20 protein-coding genes are annotated in these 21540 nt (G+C 61.9%); 12 read left to right on the plus strand and 8 right to left on the minus strand.

Annotated features, from left to right (window positions below; genetic code table 11):
* Positions 1–6: 6 nt before the first annotated feature.
* Together xdhA and puuE are read right to left on the minus strand one after the other, a co-directional pair.
* Positions 7–1473, minus strand: coding sequence for a xanthine dehydrogenase small subunit (gene xdhA / locus GM658_RS22035; protein WP_155456207.1), 1467 nt, complete (start codon positions 1471–1473; stop codon positions 7–9).
* 79 nt (positions 1474–1552) lie between these two features.
* The gene (puuE, locus tag GM658_RS22040; protein ID WP_155456208.1) at positions 1553–2503 is read right to left on the minus strand and encodes an allantoinase PuuE; all 951 of its coding nucleotides are present in this window, start codon (positions 2501–2503) and stop codon (positions 1553–1555) included.
* Positions 2504–2596: 93 nt separating this feature from the next.
* Here puuE and uraH point away from each other — a divergent pair, with 93 nt between their 5' ends.
* The gene (gene uraH, locus GM658_RS22045) at positions 2597–2950 is read left to right on the plus strand and encodes a hydroxyisourate hydrolase (RefSeq protein ID WP_155456209.1); all 354 of its coding nucleotides are present in this window, start codon (positions 2597–2599) and stop codon (positions 2948–2950) included.
* On the opposite strand, the gene GM658_RS22050 is transcribed toward uraH, so the two are convergent.
* The gene (locus tag GM658_RS22050) at positions 2935–3420 is read right to left on the minus strand and encodes a NuoB/complex I 20 kDa subunit family protein (protein WP_155456210.1); all 486 of its coding nucleotides are present in this window, start codon (positions 3418–3420) and stop codon (positions 2935–2937) included. The genes uraH and GM658_RS22050 overlap by 16 nt on opposite strands.
* A 76-nt stretch (positions 3421–3496) precedes the next feature.
* The gene (locus GM658_RS22055; RefSeq protein ID WP_155456211.1) at positions 3497–4378 is read right to left on the minus strand and encodes a helix-turn-helix domain-containing protein; all 882 of its coding nucleotides are present in this window, start codon (positions 4376–4378) and stop codon (positions 3497–3499) included.
* 126 nt (positions 4379–4504) lie between these two features.
* Here GM658_RS22055 and GM658_RS22060 point away from each other — a divergent pair, with 126 nt between their 5' ends.
* The 7 genes from GM658_RS22060 (at position 4505) to yacG (ending at position 11319) form a co-directional block, all read left to right on the plus strand.
* Complete coding sequence (locus GM658_RS22060; protein ID WP_155456212.1) at positions 4505–5794, plus strand: HlyC/CorC family transporter; 1290 nt, start codon at positions 4505–4507, stop codon at positions 5792–5794.
* An 82-nt stretch (positions 5795–5876) separates the two neighbouring features.
* Positions 5877–7604: a type IV-A pilus assembly ATPase PilB gene (pilB, locus tag GM658_RS22065; RefSeq protein ID WP_155456213.1), complete on the plus strand. Its 1728-nt coding sequence runs from the start codon at positions 5877–5879 to the stop codon at positions 7602–7604.
* Between the two features lie 10 nt (positions 7605–7614).
* Entirely contained in the window at positions 7615–8826 is a 1212-nt protein-coding gene (locus GM658_RS22070; RefSeq protein ID WP_155456214.1) for a type II secretion system F family protein, read from the plus strand.
* Between the two features lie 5 nt (positions 8827–8831).
* Positions 8832–9701 carry a prepilin peptidase gene (locus tag GM658_RS22075; RefSeq protein WP_155456215.1) on the plus strand — a complete coding sequence of 290 codons (870 nt, stop codon included), beginning with the start codon at positions 8832–8834 and terminating at the stop codon, positions 9699–9701.
* A 1-nt stretch (position 9702) separates the two neighbouring features.
* Positions 9703–10305: a dephospho-CoA kinase gene (gene coaE / locus GM658_RS22080; protein ID WP_155456216.1), complete on the plus strand. Its 603-nt coding sequence runs from the start codon at positions 9703–9705 to the stop codon at positions 10303–10305.
* A 61-nt stretch (positions 10306–10366) separates the two neighbouring features.
* Entirely contained in the window at positions 10367–11122 is a 756-nt protein-coding gene (gene zapD, locus GM658_RS22085; protein WP_155456217.1) for a cell division protein ZapD, read from the plus strand.
* A gap of 8 nt (positions 11123–11130) precedes the next feature.
* Positions 11131–11319 carry a DNA gyrase inhibitor YacG gene (gene yacG / locus GM658_RS22090; protein ID WP_155456218.1) on the plus strand — a complete coding sequence of 63 codons (189 nt, stop codon included), beginning with the start codon at positions 11131–11133 and terminating at the stop codon, positions 11317–11319.
* 41 nt (positions 11320–11360) lie between these two features.
* On the opposite strand, the gene mutT is transcribed toward yacG, so the two are convergent.
* The 3 genes from mutT to argJ are packed head-to-tail and all read right to left on the minus strand — an operon-like array spanning position 11361 to position 13860.
* The gene (mutT, locus tag GM658_RS22095; RefSeq protein WP_155456219.1) at positions 11361–11753 is read right to left on the minus strand and encodes an 8-oxo-dGTP diphosphatase MutT; all 393 of its coding nucleotides are present in this window, start codon (positions 11751–11753) and stop codon (positions 11361–11363) included.
* Positions 11750–12616 carry an ATP-binding protein gene (locus GM658_RS22100; protein WP_155456220.1) on the minus strand — a complete coding sequence of 289 codons (867 nt, stop codon included), beginning with the start codon at positions 12614–12616 and terminating at the stop codon, positions 11750–11752. Before GM658_RS22100 ends, mutT begins: the two co-directional genes overlap by 4 nt.
* A 5-nt stretch (positions 12617–12621) precedes the next feature.
* Positions 12622–13860 carry a bifunctional glutamate N-acetyltransferase/amino-acid acetyltransferase ArgJ gene (gene argJ, locus GM658_RS22105; protein ID WP_155456221.1) on the minus strand — a complete coding sequence of 413 codons (1239 nt, stop codon included), beginning with the start codon at positions 13858–13860 and terminating at the stop codon, positions 12622–12624.
* Between the two features lie 251 nt (positions 13861–14111).
* Here argJ and GM658_RS22110 point away from each other — a divergent pair, with 251 nt between their 5' ends.
* The 3 genes from GM658_RS22110 (at position 14112) to GM658_RS22120 (ending at position 17881) form a co-directional block, all read left to right on the plus strand.
* Positions 14112–15344: a porin gene (locus GM658_RS22110; protein ID WP_155456222.1), complete on the plus strand. Its 1233-nt coding sequence runs from the start codon at positions 14112–14114 to the stop codon at positions 15342–15344.
* A 10-nt stretch (positions 15345–15354) separates the two neighbouring features.
* The gene (locus GM658_RS22115) at positions 15355–15762 is read left to right on the plus strand and encodes a type 2 periplasmic-binding domain-containing protein (protein ID WP_155456223.1); all 408 of its coding nucleotides are present in this window, start codon (positions 15355–15357) and stop codon (positions 15760–15762) included.
* 145 nt (positions 15763–15907) lie between these two features.
* Positions 15908–17881 (plus strand): ATP-binding protein, encoded by a 1974-nt coding sequence (locus GM658_RS22120; protein ID WP_155456224.1) that lies wholly within the window; start codon positions 15908–15910, stop codon positions 17879–17881.
* A gap of 201 nt (positions 17882–18082) precedes the next feature.
* Here the strand turns inward: GM658_RS22120 and secA are convergent, their stop codons facing one another.
* Positions 18083–20845, minus strand: a complete 2763-nt coding sequence (gene secA, locus GM658_RS22125) for a preprotein translocase subunit SecA (RefSeq protein ID WP_155456225.1) — start codon at positions 20843–20845, stop codon at positions 18083–18085.
* A 145-nt stretch (positions 20846–20990) separates the two neighbouring features.
* Between secA and GM658_RS22130 the strand changes: the two genes are divergently transcribed.
* On the plus strand, positions 20991–21473 hold the full coding sequence (locus GM658_RS22130) for a DciA family protein (RefSeq protein ID WP_155456226.1): 483 nt from the start codon (positions 20991–20993) through the stop codon (positions 21471–21473).
* The last annotated feature ends 67 nt before the right edge of the window (positions 21474–21540 follow it).

Genomic DNA, 21540 nt, shown 5'->3' on the forward strand with positions numbered 1-21540 from the left:
TTCCTTTCACGCGCTGACGGCGAAGGCGTTGACGGCGTCGGCCGCCAGCGGCGCATCGCTGCGCGTCTCCAGCCAGAACCGGCGCAGCAGGTTCTGCGCCGTCTTCATGCGGTATTCGCTGCTGGCGCGCATATCGCTCAGGGGAGCGTAGTCGCGCGCCAGTGCCGCCATGGCATCGGCCAGCGCCGCCGCGCTCCATACACGGCCGTTCAGCAAAGCTTCCGCCTGCGCCGCGCGTTTTGGCGTGGCGGCCATGCCGCCGAATGCAATGCGTGCCTCTGCAATCGCGTCGCCGTCCATGCGGAAAGCAAAGGCCGCACACACGGCGGAAATGTCCTGGTCGAAGCGCTTTGCCAGCTTGTACGTGCGGAAGCGTACGTCCGCGCGCGGCAGCGGCACGCGCACGGCCTGCACGAATTCTCCCTGCTGCAAATCCTTCTTCATGTAATCGAGGTAGAAGTCTTCCAGCGCCAGCACGCGCTCGCCGGCCGCGCCGCACAGCACCACTTGCGCGCCCAGCGCGATCAGCCACGGCATCGAGTCGCCGATCGGCGAGCCGTTGGCGACGTTGCCGCCCAGCGTGCCCGCATTGCGGATCGGCAGGGATGCAAAGCGCTGGCGCAATTCGCCCAGTTCGTCCGGGTAGTGCCGGCACAGCGCGTTGTAGGCGTCTTCCAGCGACACTCCGGCGCCGATCTCCATCATGCCGTCCGCCTCGCGCAGCACCTTGAGTGCGTCGACGTGGCCCAGATAGATGATGTCGCCCAGTTCGCGCATCTGCTTGGTAATCCACAGGCCGACGTCGGTGGAACCGGCCAGCAGCACCGCAGCCGGATTCGCCGCGCGCAGCTGGATCAGTTCATCGAGCGTGCGCGGCGCCAGGAAAGTCTGGCCATGTGCGCTGTAGACGGCCAGCGAGCCGCGCTTCAGCGCTTCCAGCTGCTCGGCCACGCGGGCGGCATCGAATGCGACTTTCGGCAGTTCGACCATACGCTGGGCGGCGTCGATGATCGGACGGTAGCCGGTGCAGCGGCACAGGTTACCGGACAGGCAATCGTCGATCTCCTTGCGCGAGGCGCACTGCCCTTCCTTCTTCAGGTACAGGCCCCACAGCGACATGGCGAAGCCCGGCGTGCAGAAGCCGCATTGCGAACCGTGGCATTCGACCAGCGCCTGCTGCACCGGGTGCAGCGCGCCGTCAGCCTGTTGCAGGTCTTCCACGGTGAACAGGGCTTTGCCGTCCAGCGTCGGGGTGAGCTGGATGCAGGAATTGACCGCTTTCAGCTCCAGCTTGCCATCGACCACACTGCCCAGCACCACGGTGCAGGCGCCGCAGTCACCTTCGGCACAGCCTTCCTTGGTGCCGGTGCAGCGCAAGTCTTCGCGCAGGTGCTGCAGCACGGTCTGCGTCGGGGCGGCGTCCCGTACTTCATGCACGGCGCCACGGTAGTAAAAGCGGATCGGTTCTGACATCTTGGCCTCGCAGGTCTCCTAGCTTGCAAGACTAACACTACCGCATCCTGTCCATATAAGAATTCTCTGATTTTGAATATCAGAGGTTTCGCATATATGGATGATGCTTATGCCAGTGCTCGGCAATGTCGATGCGGCGCGTGATCCACACTTTGTCATGGCTTTGCACGTAATCGAGGAAGCGCGCCAATGCTGCAGCACGCGCCGGACGGCCGATCAGGCGGCAATGCAGGCCGATCGACAGCATTTTCGGCTGGTTCAGGCCGGCCGGGTCCCCTTCCTTATAGAGTACGTCGAATGCGTCCTTCAGGTAATCGAAGAATTGCGTGCCGCTATTGAAGCCTTGCATTGCGGCAAAGCGCATATCGTTGGTGTCCAGGGTATAGGGAACGATCAGCTGCGGGCTGACGGCTGGCTTGCCGTCGGCGCCGCTGTGCGCCACCTCCTGCCAGAACGGCAGGTCGTCGCCGTAATAGTCGGCGTCATAGCGGAAACCGCCGTGCTCCACCACCAGCCGGCGCGTGTTGGGCGAATCGCGGCCGGTGTACCAGCCCTGCGGCGCGCTGCCGGTCAGCTCCTTGATGATCTGCACCGCTTCCTTCATGTGGGCGCGCTCGGTTTCCTCATCCATGTTCTGGTAGGTGATCCAGCGCAGGCCATGGCAGGCGATTTCGTGGCCGAGTTCCCGGAAGGCGGCCACCGCCTCCGGGTTGCGCTGCAGCGCCATCGACACGCCAAAGATGGTCAGCGGCAGCTTGCGCTCCTCGAACATGCGCAGCACGCGCCACAGGCCCGCGCGCGAACCGTATTCATAGATCGATTCCATGCTCATGTGGCGGTTCTGGAAGGCCGCGGCGCCGATGATCTCGGACAGGAAAGTCTCCGATGCCGGGTCGCCGTGCAGTACGCAGTTCTCGCCGCCCTCCTCGTAATTCAGCACGAATTGCAGGGCCACGCGGGCCTGGCCTGGCCATTGCGGGTGGGGTGGCGTGCGGCCGTAGCCGATGAGGTCGCGGGGGTAATTGCTCATGATGGGTCCGGGATGAAAGGTATATGCTCAATAATATATTGGCGTTATGGCACCGGTATATGATCAGCCCGATAAGGAAAATAAGGAATGACTATGGGAAAACTCTCAACCCACGTTCTCGATACCGCCAACGGCCGCCCCGCCGCCGGTGTCAGTGTGGCGCTGTACGCCTTGGACGGCGGCGCGCGCTCGCTGGTCAAGAAAGACGTGACGAACGCCGATGGCCGCTGCGCCGCGCCGCTGCTGGAAGGCGAATCCATGCGTCCTGGCCGGTATGAGCTTGTCTTTGGCGCCGGCGCCTATTTCGCAGCGGCTGGCGTCGCGTTGCCGGAACCGCGCTTCATTGATGAAGTGACGATCGCCTTCGGCATCGCACACGCCGACCAGAACTACCACGTGCCGCTGGTGGTGTCGCCCTGGTCGTATTCGACTTACCGGGGCAGTTGAGCACGCTCGCCGCGCCGGGCTTTCTGCTGCAGCTGCGTCAGGCCGTACAGCAGGGCTTCCGGCGTGGGCGGGCAGCCTGGCACGTAGACGTCCACCGGCACGATGCGGTCGCAGCCGCGCACCACGGAATAAGAATAGTGGTAATAGCCGCCGCCGTTGGCGCAGGAGCCCATCGACACCACATAGCGCGGCTCCGGCATCTGGTCGTACACCTTGCGCATGGCGCGCGCCATCTTGTTGGTGAGGGTGCCGGCCACGATCATCAGGTCCGCCTGGCGCGGCGATGGGCGCGGGCACATGCCGAAGCGGTCCATGTCGTAGCGCGCCGAAGCGGCTTCCATCATCTCCACCGCGCAGCAGGCCAGGCCAAAGCTCAGGTACCACAGGCTGTTGGTGCGGACGGTCTCCATCAGGGTGTCCAGCGAAGTGAGCACATAGCCGTCGCGCTCGAGTGTAGCGTCCAGTTCCATATCGTTCCCCTAAATTAGCGACGCTACGATAGCGGGGAACGCTGGGAAAATATTGTATGGATGCGACACGCGCGCTTCAGTAGTCCTCGCGGGTGACGATGGGGCGCGAGGCATCGTCATAACGCAGCAGGCGCAAAGCGCCCGCAGGGTCGGCCGCGCTATCCATCAGGGCCTTGGGCGCCAGGCCGGTGTACTGCACGAAGTCACGCACCATGTGCGCCTGGTCGTGGTAGCCGCAGTCGACGGCCAGCCGCGTCAAGCCGCCGTGCCGCAAGGGCGTGGCGATCATGCGCGACAGGGCACGGATGTAACGCATCATGCGGCGGCTGTCACGCATGCTCTGGCCGTAGCTGGCCATGACGCGGCGCTCCAGCTGGCGCACGCTGATGCCGAAGCGCGCCGCGATTTCTTCGGTAGGCAGGGCCAGCATCAATGGCGGCAGGGAGAACGGCTGGACGCCCCGGCGCAGCCCTGCTTCGCGCTGGTCGAGCCGGCGCAGCAGCCAGTCGGACAGGTGCGCCACCCAGGTCCCGCTATCCTTCCCGCCGCGCAGTTGCTCCTCCAGCGCGGGAATGCCCGGCCAGTCCGGGGCGGCATCGGCCAGCGGCACCACCGCATCCCGCAGTTCGCCCGGCGCGACGTCGAAAAGCCGCCCGAAAGCGCCGGCATCGATCACGGCGCTGGCAAACGTGGTGCCCGCCTCCCACACGGCGGGGAAGTGGCTGGTCAGCGGGCCGGTAACGAAGGGTGCACTGTGAATCCGCTCACGCCCATCGGCGCCGGCGAAGCGCGAACCGCCGCGAATGAAGAAGGTCACCATGGGACAAGGCGTGGCCGGCACCAGCACGGCGCCCGGGCTGTGACACTCGATATGGAAATAGCGCACCACCCCGGCCAGCTTGGGCGGCGGGGCGATGGCCAGGCGCATTGGCGCCAGAGTCAGGTCCGCGTCACGCATGGCCAGCATTATAGGGCGGGCGGCGGCCGCGTGCCGGCCCGCCCAGCACGGGCGCCGGCTGCCAGGCAATCTTGCCTCCAGGGCAGCGTGCTAAAATCGTCCTCTTATTGACTTGTCATCACGACCTTGGATACCGTTCCCTTGTGGGCGCAATTTGCTGCCCTCGCCTTCCTGATTCTCGCCTCGGCCTTCTTCGCCATGGCCGAAACCGCCCTGATGGCGGCCAATCGCTTCCGCCTGCGCCACCAGGCCAAACGCGGCAGCCGCCGCGCCATCGCCACCTTGTGGCTGCTGGAGCGCACGGAACAGCTGCTTTCCCTGGTCCTGGTCGCCAACACCCTGCTCAACGCCATGGCCATCGCCCTGGCCACCGCCATCGCCATCACCCAGTTCGGACTGGAGCAGCATGTCATCCTGTTATCGACTGTTATCGTGGTGTTCATCCTGATCGTGCTGGCCGAGATTTCGCCCAAGATCATGGGTGCGCGCTATGCCGACCAGATCGTGCTGCCGGCTTCGCTGGTACTGCGGCCCCTGCTGTCCGTTTCCAAGCCCCTGCTCTGGTTCGTGCACCTGTTTGTGAACACCCTGCTGCGCCTGTTCCGCATCAAGCCCACCGGCCAGATCCAGGAAGGCAAGCTGTCGCCTGACGAATTGCGCTCGGTGCTGCTGGAAAACGGCAGCTTCATCCCGAAAAAGCACAAAAGCATCCTGCTCAACCTGTTCGACCTGGACACCATCTCGGTGGAAGACATCATGACCCCGCGCGCCCAGATCGAGGCGCTCGACCTGGCCATGCCGGTGGAGGAAATCAAGTCCCAGCTCACCACCTGCTTCCACAACAAGCTGCCCGTGTATGACGGTGAAATCAACCAGATCGTCGGCATCCTGCACGTGCGCAAGGCCATCGCGCTGCTGAACGAAGACGACGAACTCACCGTCGAACACTTCCGCAAGCTGCTGTCCGAGCCCTTCTTCATCCCGCAGGACACCCCGGCCTTCGCCGCCCTGCAGAATTTCCAGGAAAACAAGGAGCGCCTGGCCATCGTGGTCGACGAGTATGGCGAGGTGCAAGGGCTGGTCACGCTGGACGACATCATCGAGGAAATGATCGGCGAATTCACCACCTCCACCCCGAGCGCGGCGCGCGCCGACAGCTTCGGCTGGGACGAGCATGGCGAATGCTTGCTGGAAGGAAGCACGGCATTACGTGACATTAACAAGCGTCTGGGTTTAAACTTTCTCCTGGATGGGCCCAAGACACTGAACGGCTTGCTGCTGGAAGTGTTGCAGGACATCCCGGATGCACCCATCTCGGTCAAGGTGGGTAATTGCATCGTAGAAGTGGTGCAAGCACAAGACCAGGCTATCAAAGTAGTGAAATTACGACGCCCGGAGCCCCGCCACGCAGAGTGAACGGTGCGGAGCTTTACAAAAATGATTCCTATAGGCATCATCCGGAGACTCACTCTAATTAACATTCTGATAGTGCGCTCCTATGGCTGCAGTACAACCGAACTCGGCGTCAGGCTCCCCCATGTCGGGCCTGGCCCGGGCCCTGATGCAAGCGGGGCGTCTTACCCCGCCGCAGGCGGACGCACTCAATAAAAAGGCGCAGACCGAGAAATCCACCTTTATTGATGTGCTGCTCGCTGGCGGCACCATCAAACCGGCGGAACTCGCGGCCTTTTGTGCCGATACCTTCGCGTACCCCCTGCTCGACCTGAGTTCGATCAATACCGACCTGCTGCCGCAAAAGGCCATCGACACCAAGCTGATGCTGGCCCAGCGCGTGATCCCGCTGGCCAAGCGCGGCAACAAGATGTCGGTCGCCCTGTCCGACCCCACCAATATCCAGGCCCTGGACCAGATCAAGTTCCAGGCCGAATCTTCGGTGGAGCCGGTCATCGTGCAGCACGACGTGCTGCTCAAGCTGCTGGAGAACCTGACCAAGAGTTCCCAGCAGACCATCCTGGACATGACCGGCGAGGAAGGGGACATCCAGTTCGCCGAGGAAGAAGCCGCCGCGCCGGCGCAGGGCGCTGCCGATGCCGAAGTCGAAGACGCGCCGATCGTGCGTTTCCTGAACAAGATGCTGATGGATGCGGTCAATATGGGCGCATCCGACTTGCACTTCGAGCCGTTTGAAAAGTTCTACCGCATCCGCTTCCGCGTGGACGGTGTATTGATCGAGCACGCCCAGCCGCCGACCACCATCAAGGACAAGCTGGTGTCGCGCATCAAGGTGCTGTCCAAGCTCGACATCTCGGAAAAACGCGTGCCGCAGGACGGCCGCATGCGCCTGATCGTCTCGGCCACCAAGACCATCGACCTGCGTGTCTCGACCCTGCCGACCCTGTTCGGCGAAAAGACCGTGATGCGTATCCTGGACGCGACCCAGGCCCAGATGGGCATCGACTCGCTGGGCTACGACCCGGACCAGAAGGAAATCCTGCTGGAAGCGATCCAGCGTCCCTACGGCATGGTGCTGGTGACCGGCCCGACCGGCTCGGGCAAGACGGTGTCGCTGTACACCTGCCTGAACATCCTGAACAAGCCCGGCATCAACATCTCGACCGCGGAAGACCCGGCCGAAATCAACTTGCCGGGTGTGAACCAGGTCAACGTGAACGACAAGGCCGGCCTTACTTTCCCGGTGGCCTTGAAAGCCTTCCTGCGCCAGGATCCCGACATCATCATGGTCGGTGAGATCCGTGACCTGGAAACGGGCGATATCGCCATCAAGGCGGCGCAAACCGGCCATATGGTGTTCTCGACGCTGCACACCAACGACGCGCCATCCACGCTGACGCGTCTGATGAACATGGGGGTCGCCCCATTTAACATTGCCTCCTCCGTAATCCTGATTACAGCGCAGCGTCTTGCGCGCCGCCTGTGCACCTGCAAGAAACCGGTCGATATTTCGGCCGAGCTCCTGCTCAAGGCGGGCTTCAAGGAAGACGACCTGGATGGCACATGGAAGCCTTATGGCCCGGTGGGCTGTGAGCGCTGCAACGGCTCGGGCTACAAAGGCCGGGTCGGTATTTACCAGATCATGCCGATCACGCCCGCGATCGAAGCATTGATCCTGTCACACGGCAACGCGATGCAGATCGCGGCACAATCGGAAGCGGAAGGCGTGAAGTCGCTGCGCCAATCGGGACTGGTCAAGGTCAAGGGTGGCCTGACCAGCCTGGAAGAAGTGCTGGGCTGCACCAACGAATAGGAAATAGGAAATGGCTACTGCGGGCAACGCGAAAGAACAAGTCTTCGCATGGGAAGGCAAAGATAAAACCGGCAAGACCGTGCGCGGCGAAATCCGCGCCGGCGGCGAGGCGGTGGTCAACGTGACCCTGCGCCGCCAGGGCATCATGGTGACCAAGGTCAAGAAAAAGACCTACCGCGCCGGCAAGAAGATCACCGACAAGGACATCACCCTGTTCACCCGCCAGCTGGCGACCATGATGAAGGCAGGCGTGCCGCTGCTGCAAGCCTTCGACATCGTGGGCAAGGGCCACGCCAATCCATCGGTGGCAAAGCTGATCCTGGACATGCGCGCCGACATCGAGACCGGTACCAGCCTGAACATGGCGTTCCGCAAATACCCGCTGTACTTCGACCCGCTGTTCTGCAACCTGGTGGCGGCCGGTGAACAGGCCGGTATCCTGGAAGACCTGTTGACCCGTCTGGCGATCTACAAGGAAAAGACCCTGGCCATCAAGGCCAAGATCAAGTCGGCGCTGACCTATCCGATCGCCGTGCTGGCCGTGGCCTTCATCGTGACGGCTGTGATCATGATCTGGGTGGTGCCTGCCTTTAAAGAGGTATTCTCCAGCTTCGGCGCGGACTTGCCGGCGCCAACCCTGTTCGTGATGGCGCTGTCGGAATACTTCGTCAAGTACTGGTACATCATCTTTGGCACCCTCTTCGCCGGGCTGTATTTCTTCTTCCAGACCTGGCGCCGCTCGGAAAAGATGCAGGCCACGATGGACCGCTTGCTGTTGAAAGCACCGATCTTCGGCGATGTGATCCGCAAAGCCACGATCGCGCGCTGGACCCGCACCCTGGCCACCATGTTCGCAGCCGGCGTGCCGCTGGTTGAGTCGCTGGACTCGGTGGGCGGCGCTTCGGGCAACAAGGTTTATTCGGAAGCGACCAAGAAGATCCAGACCGAAGTCAGCACCGGTACCAGCCTGACCATCGCCATGCAGAACGCGGACGTGTTCCCGAGCATGGTGACGCAGATGGTGGCCATCGGTGAAGAATCCGGTGCGCTGGACTCGATGCTGGGCAAGGTGGCGGACTTCTACGAGGATGAAGTGGACGAGGCGGTTTCCCAGCTCTCCAGCCTGATGGAACCGATGATCATGGTGATCCTGGGCGTGCTGATCGGCGGCCTGGTGGTCGCAATGTACCTGCCAATCTTCAAACTCGGTTCGGTGGTATAAAAAGAATGCAAGAAACACTGATGCTGTTCTCCCCGCCCGCAACGCTGGCCGCCGCTGTGGTGGCCGGCATTCTGGGCCTGCTGATTGGCAGTTTCCTGAACGTTGTGATCCACCGCCTGCCCATCATGATGCAGCGCGAAGTCGACAGCGTTTGCGCCTGCGAACGCGACGAGCCTGAGCCGCACCCCGAGAAGTACAACCTGGTCGTGCCGCGTTCGGCTTGCCCGCATTGCGGCCACCAGATCACGGCGCTGGAAAACGTGCCCGTGATCAGCTGGCTGGTCCTGGGTGGCAAGTGCAGCTCCTGCAAGGCGAAGATTTCGGCCCGTTACCCGGTCATCGAGGCGGTAAGCGCCTTGCTGTCGGCCGGCCTGGTGTGGCACTTCGGTTTTGGCTGGGAAGGCATGGCCGCCCTGGTGTTCGGCTGGCTGCTGCTGGCGATGACTTTCATCGACATCGACACCCAGCTGTTGCCGGACGACCTGACCTTCCCGCTCCTGTGGCTGGGCCTGCTGGTCAACGTGAAGGGTATGTTCGTCCCGCTGCAGGACGCGGTGCTGGGCGCCGCCGCCGGCTATATGGTGCTGTGGACCGTGTACTGGGTATTCAAGCTGTTGCGCGGCAAGGAAGGCATGGGCTACGGCGACTTCAAGCTGCTGGCGGCCCTGGGCGCCTGGATGGGCTGGCAGATGCTGCCGGCCATTATCCTGCTGTCGGCAGGCGTCGGTTCGGTGATCGGCATCGCCATCATCATCGCTTCGCGCATGGGCTTTGACCACAAGATCCCGTTCGGTCCCTACCTGGCGGGCGCCGGCCTGGTTGCGCTGCTGTGCGGCCAGCAAATCACTGCCTTTATCTACGGGGTGACGGGCTGACATGCCGCCGCGCCTGGTCATCGGCCTGACTGGCGGCATAGGCAGCGGTAAGAGCCTGGTCGCCAATATGTTTGCCGAGCGCGGCGCCAGCATCGTTGACACCGACCAGATTGCCCACAGCCTGACCGGGCCCAATGGCGCCGCCATGCCCGACATCCTGGCCGAATTCGGCGCCCAGATGGCTGACAGCCGCGGCGCCATGGACCGCGCCCAGATGCGCGAACTCGTCTTCCGGGAGCCGGCCGCCAAGCGCCGGCTGGAAGCTATCCTGCACCCCATGATCCGCGCCGCCACCGAGGCGGCCGCAGCCGATGCCAGCGGCGCCTACGTCATGCTGGCCATTCCCCTCCTCGTTGAATCCGGCAGCTGGAAACAACGCGTCAGCCGTGTGCTGGTGATCGATTGTCCGGAAGAAGTGCAAGTTGCTCGCGTGATGGCGCGTAACGGACTCGCCGAAGAGCAAGTACGCGCTATTATGGCGGCTCAGGTACCTCGTGCGGTACGCCTGGCAGCGGCGGACGATGTCATAGACAATGGCGGCCGAATCGAAGATTTAACGCCCCAGGTGGACCGTTTGCATGATTTTTATCAGCAATATTTGTAATTTTGCTTCGCATGGTTCAGAATCACGAGATTATCACTAGGTCTTCCATACGAGGAACGCTTTGATCGTTTACGAATATCCTTTCAATGAGCGCATCCGCACGCTGTTGCGCCTGGAGGATCTCTACGAGAAGTTCAAGTTCTTCGTGCATCAGGAACACCCGATGCAGCACCACGTCGCTTTGGCCACCATCTTCGACATGCTCGAAGTGGCCGGGCGCGCCGACCTGAAATCCGATCTCCTGCAGGAACTCGAGCGCCAGCGCCAGAGCCTGATGGGCTACCGCTCCAACCCGAATGTCCAGGCCGATATGCTGGACGCCATCCTGGCCGAACTCGATAGTGTTTCCAGCGCCCTCGTCGCGGCGCAGGGCAAGACTGGCCAGAATGTGCGCGACAATGAGTGGCTGATGAGCATCCGCGGCCGCACCATCATTCCGGGCGGCGCCTGTGAATTCGACCTGCCTTCCTACTACGCCTGGCAGAAGCAGCCGGCGGAAAAGCGTTTCAACGATATCGTGACCTGGTTCAATCCGCTGGCGCCGCTGTTCGATGCGCTGGGACTGGTGCTGCGCCTGCTGCGCGACTCGGGCGCGCCGGTGAAGATGATTGCCAATGCCGGCAGTTACCAGCAGATGCTGCAGGGTAAGGTCTACCAGATGCTGCGCTTGGCGGTGGATGAGTCGCTGGGCGCCATTCCCGAGATCTCGGCCAATAAGTACATGCTGTGGGTGCGCTTTACCTCCCAGGGCGGCGATTTGAAACCCAAGCCGCTGGAAGAAGATGTACCATTCGAGCTCACCCTCTGTAATTTCTAAGTTCTGCCATGCCGACTGTCGTTGAATGCCCCACCTGCCATGCCAAGGTAGAGTGGACGGAAGCCAATAAGTACCGCCCTTTCTGCAGCGAGCGCTGCAAGATGATCGACCTGGGCGCGTGGGCTGAGGAAAAGTACACCATTCCGGGCGCTGCGCCGACCGATCCGCTGGACGAGGACGCGCCGGAAACCCGGTAAACCAGGGTCAGACCCTTGGGTCTGCCCCTGGTTTACCGGGTTTAGTAACGCACCCGGTCCAGCCACTCCAGCAAGGGAATCGTCGCCGGCAGCAGCGGCTCAACGCCAACCGTCCCCTGCCACGCAAACGCCTGCCCCTCCAGGCCCTGCGGCTCCCCCGTCCATTCCCGGCTGATAAAGAAATGCAGCCGCACATGCGCATGCGGATAAACGTGCTCCACCCCGCACCATTCCTCAGCGCTGGTGATATGGATGCCCAGTTCCTCAACAAACTCGCGCTTGAGCGCCTCAAGGATAGTCTCGCCCGGATCAACCTTCCCGCCCGGGAATTCCCAATAGCCAGCGTACGGCTTGCCTTCAGGCCGCTGCCCGAGCAGCACATCCCCGTTCGGCTGCATCAGGATGCCAACCGCAACATCAATCGGCCTGCTCATTGCAGCCTCCCCGCATAGTCGCGCGCGAACTGCCAGGCCACGCGGCCCGAACGCGAGCCGCGCTGAAGCGCCCATTGCAGCGCCTCGGCGCGGGCATCGGAAATCTGCGGCACCGTGCAGCCGAACGCCGCCAGCCAGTGCGCCACGATGCCCAGGTAATCGTCCTGTTTGAACGGGTAGAACGACAGCCACAGGCCAAAGCGCTCGGACAGGGAAATCTTCTCCTCCACGGTTTCGCCCGGATGCAGGTCCCCATCCTCGTCATGCTTGTAAGTCGCGTTGTCCGACATACGCTCCGGCATCAGGTGGCGGCGGTTGGACGTTGCATAGATCAGCACATTGTCGGTCACGGCCGACACCGAGCCATCCAGCGCCACTTTCAGCGCCTTGTAGCCGCTCTCCCCTTCTTCGAACGACAGGTCGTCACAGAACACCACGAAGCGCTCGGGGCGGCCTGCGACCAGGTCCATGATGTCGGGCAGGTCATGCAGGTCGTCCTTGTCGACTTCAATCAGGCGCAAGCCCTGAGCGGCGAACGCGCCCAGGCAGGCCTTGATCAAGGAGGATTTGCCGGTGCCGCGCGCTCCCGTCAGCAGCACATTGTTAGCCGGTTTGCCTTCCACGAACTGGCGCGTGTTCTGCTCGATCTGCGCCTTCTGGCGAGCGATGTGCTGCAAGTCGTCGAAAGCGATTTGCGCCGGCCGGGGCACCGGCTGGAGGAAGCCGACGTGATTGCGCTTGCGCCAGCGGAAGGCGCTGGAGGCCTCCCAGTCATGCGCCAGGGCGGCGGGCGGCAGGATGGCTTCCACGCGCGCCAGCAAAGCCTCGGCACGCTTGAGGAATTGGTCGAATTGGCGCGACATCCGTATCAGGAACGGTAGTCGGCGTTGATCGACACGTAGTCGTGCGACAGGTCGCAGGTGTAGACGGTGGAAGCGGCGGTGCCGCGCGCCAGCTTCACGCGCACGGTGATCTCGCTTTGCTTCATCACACGCTGGCCATCTTCTTCCTTGTAGTCCGGATTGCGGCCGCCGTCCTTGGCTACCCACACATCATCGAGGTACAGGTTGATCTTGCTCACGTCCAGGTCGTCCACGCCGGCGTAGCCGATGGCGGCCAGGATGCGGCCCAGGTTAGGGTCGGAAGCGAAGAATGCAGTCTTCACCAGCGGCGAGTGGCCAATCGAATAAGCGATCTTGCGGCATTCGGCGGCATCCTTGCCGTCTTCCACGGTGATGGTCATGAACTTGGTGGCGCCTTCGCCGTCGCGCACGATGGCTTGTGCCAGGAATACGGACAGCTCGGTCACCGCAGCCGCCAGCGCCTTGTATTCAAGCGAGTCGACCGAATCGACCACCAGGGTGCCGGCGCCGGTCGCCATCATCATGAAGGAATCGTTGGTCGAGGTATCGCCGTCGATGGTGATGCAGTTGAAGGATTTGTCGGCCGCTTCCTTGACCAGTACGTCCAGCACCGGCTGCGCTACTTTGGCGTCGAAGGCCAGATAGCCCAGCATGGTGGCCATGTTCGGCTTGATCATGCCCGCGCCCTTGGAAATGCCCGTCATGGCGACTTTGTGGCCGGCGATATCGACGGTGCGCGACGCAGCTTTAGGCTGGGTATCGGTGGTCATGATCGCTTCGGCCGCATTGAACCAGTTGTCCGCCTTCAGGTTCTGGATCGCTTTCGGCAGGCCGGCCACGATCTTTTCGACCGGCAGCGGCTCCAGGATCACGCCGGTGGAAAACGGCAGGATCTGCTGCGCGTCGCAACCCAGTTCCTTGGCCAGCGCAGCGCAGGTGGCGCGCGCATTCGCCATGCCCGCTTCGCCGGTACCTGCATTGGCGTTGCCGGTATTGACCATCAGGGCGCGGATCGGCTTGGCGCCGCCTTTCACGGCCGCCAGGTTTTCCTTGCAAATCTGTACAGGCGCGGCGCAGAAGCGGTTCAGCGTGAACACGCCGGACACGGCGGCGCCATCGGCCAGCTTCAGGACCAGCACGTCCTTGCGGCCCGGCTTCTTGATACCGGCTTCGGCAAAGCCAAGCTCGATACCGGCTACCGGCTTCAGGTCTGCGGCGACAGGGATAGGGGAATTGACGGCCATGGTTTTCTTCTCAATCTTGATGGGGAACGAAGCTGTTATTTTAAACGCACGCGCATTTCAGTGCGCGGTGCAATAAGACTAATTAAAGAACTCAAAAACCCCACAAATTCTAGAAGATGCTCTCTATTTGTGCAGTTTCCGATTCAACTCGGTGCATGTTTAGTTTATTCTGGGAAACTGCCATGACAAAATTGGCACGACTTTGGTGCACCGCACTATCAATAGAACAACATTCGAATCGGGATCACTTCATGAAGAAACAGTTACTCGCCGCCGCTGTGCTGGCTGCAACCGGCATGTTGGCCCAAGCCGGCACCCTGGGCGACGGCAACCTGAACATCAGCGGTTTCGGCACGCTCGGCGTCGCCCAGACCGACAAGGACGACGCGAAATTCGCGCGCTACAACCAGGCCGCAGGCACCGGCGATTCGCCGCGCATCGGCCTGGACAGCAACCTGGGCCTGCAGGCAACCTACACCTTCAGCGACAGCCTGTCGGGCACCGTGCAGGTGCTGACGCGCAAGAACACCAGCCAGCAGTTCACCACCGACCTGACCTGGGGCTTCCTGAAGTACAAGCTGAACGACGAGACCAATGTGCGCGTCGGCCGCGTGGTGCTGCCAGCCTTCCTGATCTCGGACTACCAGAACGTGGGCTACGCCAACACCATGATGCGCCCACCGATCGAGATGTACGGCCAGGCGCCGATCGAAAACGTGGACGGTGGCGACGTCAACTGGCAGCACGCCTTCGGCGACACCAACGTCACCGTGCAGGCCTTCGGCGGCGTAAGCCGTGGCAAGCTGTACATCCCGACCGGCGGCGGCTCCGTGGCCAAGCACCAGTCGCCGGTATTCGGCCTGGCCCTGACCGCCGAATACGGCCCGTTCACCGGCCGCCTGGCGCACGCCCGCGCCAAGATTGAAGTCAACAACCTGCAGCCGATGAACGCGTTGACCGACAGCCTGACTGCCACCCACGTGCCGATGCTGGTTCAACTGGCCGACGACCTGACCCTGAAGGGCGGCAAGCATATGAGCTTCACCGAAATCGGCATGACGATGGACTGGAAGAACATCGTTCTGCAAGCTGAATATGCCCAGCGCCGTGCGCAAGACCCGGTCTACATCCCGGAAACCAATTCGGGCTACCTGATGGCCGGCTACCGCTTCGGCAAAGTGCTGCCTTACTACGCCCACGCTTACTACAAGGGCGCCGGCTCCTCGGTGAACGTACCGACCGTGCCGGCCGGCCACCCGCTGGCGCCAACGCTGGCCAGCGTCCGCGGTCTGCTGGTATCGCCTGAGCAGAAAACCGACCTGATCGGCATGCGCTGGGACTTCGCCAAGTCGCTGGCCTTGAAGGTACAGATTGACCACGTCAAGCCAACGGTCAAGGGCGGCTCCCTGATCCTGCCATCCGGCGTGCCGAGCTATGATAAGAGCGTCAACGTCTATGCCGCCGGCATCGACTTCGTGTTCTAAGGAGATGGCCATGAAAAAAATCCTGACCGCCCTCCTCGCTTCCGTCCTGGCTGCGGCAGCCCTGCCCGCATCGGCCGAGATCGTTGTGATCGTCAACAAGGACAACCCGGCTTCGCGCATGTTCTCGGAACAGGCGAGCCAGTTCTTCCTCGGCAAATCGGCCATGTTCACCCCGGTGGACCAGGCCGAGGGCTCGAAGATCCGCGCCGACTTCTACCAGAAGGTCGCCGACAAGGACCCAGCCCAGGTGAAAGCCATCTGGTCCAAGCTGGTGTTCACCGGCAAGGCCACGCCGCCGAAGGAATACAAGTCGAACGCCGAGGTCAAAAAGGCCGTGGCGGAAGACCCTAAAGCCATCGGCTATATCGACAAATCGGCTGCCGACGACAGCGTCAAAGTCATCCTGACCCTGCCATAAGCCGCAAACCTTTACTGCGCCTGCTACGCGCCAACGCCGCCCCGCAACAGCCGGGCGGCGTTTTTTTTAAATTTCGGCAACTTCCACAAATGAAGCGATACAATGGCGTGATATTTAAACAATAAAATGTCCTGGGGAGTTGCATTTGAAGCTTTCGCTGCGCGCGAAATTTCTGCTGCTGAGCGCGTTCGTTCTGTCGGTGGTGGTGGCGCTGTTAATCGGCAATAGCCTGCGGCTGATGAGCAATGCCGTCAGCCGCAATGCCGACCGGGTGGCCCATGAATACGCCGTCAACCTCAACCTGACCCTGACGCCGTACGCCAGCAGCGGCCGGCTTGGCGAACTGCGCAGCTATTGGTCGGAAATGCTGTCCGACCCGCGCGACAGCTTCCTGCGCTATATCGTGATTCTCGACGCCTCCGGCGAGACCGTGCTGGAAGCTGGCGAACGCCCGACTTTCATGCCCGAGTCATTGCGCCAAGCGCAACTGGGCGGCGTTCGCACAGCGGTGGAGGGCAAGCTGCTGCACGCGCAAGCGCCCCTGCTGCTGAAGGATAACCAGGTGGGCACGCTGCATTTTGGCCTGTCCACCGTCGACCTGGTGGCAGCGCGCGACGACGTGCTGCGCCAGGGCGGCATGATCGCCGCGCTCGGCTTCGCCTTGGCCCTGCTGCTGTTTATCGCCATGACGCGCGGCATTGGCCAGCGCCTCAGCGCCCTGGCGAACCATTCGGAAAAACTGGCGCAAGGAGAATTCAGCCAACTGCCCGAACAAGGCGGCGATGAGCTGCAAGTGGTCACCCACTCGCTGAACCTGATGAGTGTCGCACTACGTGAACGTATCGCCCAGTTGGAGGAGTCGCAGCGCCGCTTGGGCGAATCGGAAGAACGCTTCCGCACACTGTTCGACATGACCCCCCTTCCGCTGTCGGTCTCCGACCAGGATGGACGCATCATCGGCGCCAACCAGGCCCTGGCGCGCATCTTCGGCATTCCGCTGCACGAGCTCATTGGCAAGCGCTCGGATGAAGTGCAATTCTGGGCCTCCCCAAACGAGCGCCAGCGCATCTGGAACAAGATCCGCCTGCATGGCGTGGTACAGGGCGAAATGGCGGAAGTGATGTTGCCGGGCGAGCGTCCAGGCCAGGTAGCGATCTGGTCATCCTCCCTGCAGCTTGACGGCCGCCACGCCATCATCTGGGCCCTGCTCGACCTGACGCAGGAGATGAACGCCAAGCAGCAGTTACGCGAATTGAACGATGCGCTCGAAACGCGCGTGCGAGAACGGTCGGCCGCGCTGGAGCAGGCCAACCAAGATTTGTCGAATGCACTGGAAACCTTGCAGCGCACGCAGCACGACCTGATTGCCTCTGAAAAAATGGCCTCCCTCGGCTCACTGGTGGCCGGCATCGCACACGAGCTGAATACGCCGATCGGCAACAGCCTGCTGGCCTCGACCGCGCTGGACGACCGGGTAAAGGAGTTCAAGCAGACCCTGGCCGACGGCGCGATCCGCCGCTCCACCCTGAATAACCACCTGGAAGAAGTGCAGCTGGCCTGTGGCCTGATTTCCAGCTCTCTGGAAAAGGCCGCGGCCCTGATCGCGTCGTTCAAGCAGATTGCGGTCGACCAGACCAACGACCAGCGCCGCCACTTCCGCCTGCAAACCGTGGCGCTCGATACCGCCGCGACCTACACGCCGCGCCTGCGCCGCAGTGCGATCCAGATGGAAGTCGACGTGCCGCCGGAACTGGAGCTGGACTCCTACCCGGGCAGCTTTTACCAAGTGCTGAATAACCTGATCAACAACGCCTTGATGCATGCTTTTGAAGGCCGTAACTGCGGGCACGTGAGCTTGTCGGCCCGCGCCATTGAGGACGATCAGATCGAAATTATCTTCCGCGACGACGGCGCTGGCATGGCGGAAGAAGTCCTGCGCCACGTCTTCGATCCATTCTTCACCACCAAGATGGGCAATGGCGGCACAGGCCTGGGCATGAACATCGTCTATAACATCGTCACCGGCGTGATGGGCGGGCGTATCACGATTGATTCCGCGCCAGGTCAAGGCACCACGGTCCGCCTTGTCATCCCTTGCAGTTCGCCACAGCGCGATTAACTGGATTGACAGAGTTGCCTTGGGCCGGCAAGGACCTCATCGCAAGGAGTTTTCCAACACTCCTGAGGTAGACCGGAGCCACGCAGACAATGCAAGGCATCAGCAGGCAGCCGATATGCCCTCCGAAAATATAGCATGGTCAACCGAATAAAAACGGCCCGGGCGCTTGCGCGGCCGGGCCGTTGGGTGGGGCGTTAAGGCTTATGCCAGCTTGCCGTGGCAAGCCTTGAATTTCTTGCCGCTGCCACACGGGCATGGGTCGTTGCGGCCGACCTTGAAGCCTGCGTCCAATGCTGCCTGCAGGTCTTCCGACGGGATGGCGGCTGGGGCCAGCAGTTCTTCTGGAGCGGCGTTCGGGTTGAAGTCCGCGTGCTGGTAGTGGACGTTTTCCAGGTGCGACTGGTTCATGGCCGCTTCCGCTGCCTCGACTTCTTCGCGCGACTGGATGCGGACCATCATCACCATGCGGATCACGTCGTTCTTGATCATGTCCAGCATGGTGCCGAACAGTTCAAACGCTTCGCGCTTGTATTCCTGCTTGGGATTCTTCTGCGCATAGCCGCGCAGGTGGATACCCTGGCGCAGGTGGTCCAGCGCTGCCAGGTGCTCGCGCCAGTGGGTGTCCACCGACTGCAGCATGACGTTGCGCTCGAAGCCGGCGAAGGCTTCCTTGGAAACGATATCGACCTTGGCCTGGTATACGGCATCGGCTGCCGCCACCACGCGCTCGACGATGTCTTCGTCGGTGATATTGTTTTCCTTCTCCATCATCTCGGTCAGCGGAATCTCGATCATCCACTCTGCGGCCAGCGTCTTCTGCAGGGCCGGGATGTCCCACTGCTCTTCCACCGATTCTTCCGGCACGAACTGGCGCACCACGTCGGTGAACACGCCGTGGCGCAGGCTCATGATGGTGTCGGAGATCTCGGTCGCTTCCAGCAGCTCGTTGCGCTGCGAGTAGATCACCTTGCGCTGGTCGTTGGCGACGTCGTCGTATTCCAGCAGCTGCTTACGGATATCGAAGTTGCGTGCTTCGACCTTGCGCTGCGCGGATTCGATGGAACGGGACACGATCCCCGCCTCGATCGGCTCGCCTTCCGGCATCTTCAGGCGGTCCATGATGGCGCGCACGCGGTCGCCGGCGAAGATGCGCAGGAGCGGGTCGTCCAGCGACAGGTAGAAGCGCGAGGAGCCCGGGTCGCCCTGGCGGCCGGAACGGCCACGCAGCTGGTTGTCGACGCGGCGGGATTCGTGGCGCTCGGTACCGACGATGTGCAGGCCGCCGGCTGCAACCACCTGGTTGTGCAAGGCCTGCCAGTTGTCGCGCAGCGATTGCGCTTGCGCGGCCTTGTCTGCGTCGCTCAGCTCAGGATTCTCTTCGATGAACTTGATCTGGCTTTCCACGTTACCGCCCAACACGATGTCGGTACCGCGGCCTGCCATATTGGTGGCGATGGTGATCGCTTTCGGCGAACCCGCCTGGGCGATGATCATCGCCTCACGGGCGTGCTGTTTTGCGTTCAGCACGTTATGCGGCAGCTTGGCCTTGTCCAGGATGCCGGACAGCAGTTCGGAGTTTTCGATCGAGGTGGTACCCACCAGCACCGGCTGGCCGCGCTCGTAGCAGTCGCGGATGTCGAGCATCATCGCGTTGTACTTTTCGGCGTTGGACTTGTACACCTGGTCCTGGCGGTCCTTGCGCTGCGAAGGACGGTTCGGCGGGATCACCACGGTTTCCAGGCCGTAGATTTCCTGGAATTCGTAAGCTTCGGTGTCGGCGGTACCGGTCATGCCGGCCAGCTTGCCGTACATGCGGAAGTAGTTCTGGAAGGTGATCGAGGCCAGGGTCTGGTTCTCGTTCTGGATCTTCACGCCTTCCTTGGCTTCGACTGCCTGGTGCAGGCCGTCGGACCAGCGGCGGCCCGTCATCAGGCGGCCGGTGAATTCGTCGACGATCACCACTTCATTGTTCTGCACCACGTAGTGCTGGTCCTTGAAGTACAGGGCATGCGCGCGCAGTGCTGCGTACAGGTGGTGCACCAGGGTGATGTTGGCGGAGTCGTACAGGGATGCGCCTTCCGGCAGCAGGCCCATCTTGGTCAGGATGGCTTCGGCCTTCTCGTGGCCGGCTTCGGTCAGCAGCACCTGGTGCGCTTTTTCATCCTTGGTGTAGTCGCCTGGGACTTCGATCTTGCCCTTGCCATCCGGGGTTTCTTCGCCGATCTGCAGGGTCAGCTGAGGCGGCACCAGGTTGATCTTGTGGTACAGGTCGGTATGGTTCTCGGCCTGGCCGGAAATGATCAGCGGCGTACGCGCTTCGTCGATCAGGATCGAGTCCACTTCATCGACAATGCCGAAATTCAGGCCGCGCTGCACGCGGTCGGCCGCTTCGAACACCATATTGTCGCGCAGGTAGTCGAAGCCGAATTCGTTGTTGGTACCGTAGGTGATGTCGGAGCCGTAGGCGACCTGTTTCTGGTCGTGCGGCATCTGCGACAGGTTCACGCCGCAGGACAGGCCCAGCCAGCGGTACAGCTTGCCCATGGTCTCAGCGTCGCGCTGGGCCAGGTAATCGTTGACGGTCACGATGTGCACGCCCTTGCCGGACAGCGCATTGAGATAGGCCGGCAGGGTGGCGGTCAGGGTTTTGCCCTCGCCGGTGCCCATTTCGGCGATCTTGCCGTAGTGCAATACCATGCCGCCGATCAGCTGTACGTCGAAGTGGCGCATCTTGAATACGCGCTTGGATGCTTCGCGGCAGACGGCGAAGGCTTCCGGCAGCAGGTCGTCCAGCGATTCGCCATTGGCAACGCGTTCCTTGAAGGCCGGCGTTTTCGCTTGCAGCTCGGCATCCGACAGCTTTTCAAACTCCGGCTCCAGGGCGTTGATCGCCTTTACCGTTTTTTGGTATTGCTTAAGCAGACGCTGGTTGCGGCTGCCGAAAATCTGGGTCAGTAAGGACATTTCTTAAATTCTTCCTCGGGTCCGCCAATGGCAAAAGTGCGTGATTTTATCATGCGTTCCGGGCAAGGTTGGGATCTTGGCCTATATAACAATAGGCTAGCGTTGAAAAATTCACCGGCTGGGTCCGCCACGGTAAAATGATGGGATGCGCTTTTCATTCACCGACCGCAAGCACGCCCCGCAGGAAGCCACGGATTTCCTGCGCGGAAACGCACGCCTGGCCGCTTTGCTGCCGGCCGTGCAGCGCATGGTAAATTTACAACGCGACTGTGCGGAAGTGCTGCCTTCGGCCTTCAAAAGCTGCGAAATCTTCGCTTTCGACGGCGGCGAACTGACCTTGGCCATCCCCAACCCCGCGGTGGGGGCAAAACTCAAGCAGCAGGTGCCAAAATTGCAGCAGGCACTGAACGAAAAAGGGTGGCAGATTAACAACATCCGTTTCCGCGTACAGATGCCAAAAGGGATTGCCCACGTCGGCCCCAGCGGCGAAGGCCTGAAACTGCCGGAAGCAGCCGTCGATTCCTTCGACGAGCTAAGCCAGAAGCTGGAGCCGACTGCCGCCAACGAGCCGCTAATCGAAGCGATGCGGCGCCTTGTCGCTCGCCGCCGCGTCAAGGATGCAAAATAAAAGTCGGGGTCAGCTCTGGCAATCGGACATTTTGCTGCGCAAAATGTCCGATTGCCAGAGCTGACCC

The organism is Massilia eburnea (assembly GCF_009720745.1).
Lineage (GTDB): Bacteria > Pseudomonadota > Gammaproteobacteria > Burkholderiales > Burkholderiaceae_D > Rugamonas > Rugamonas eburnea.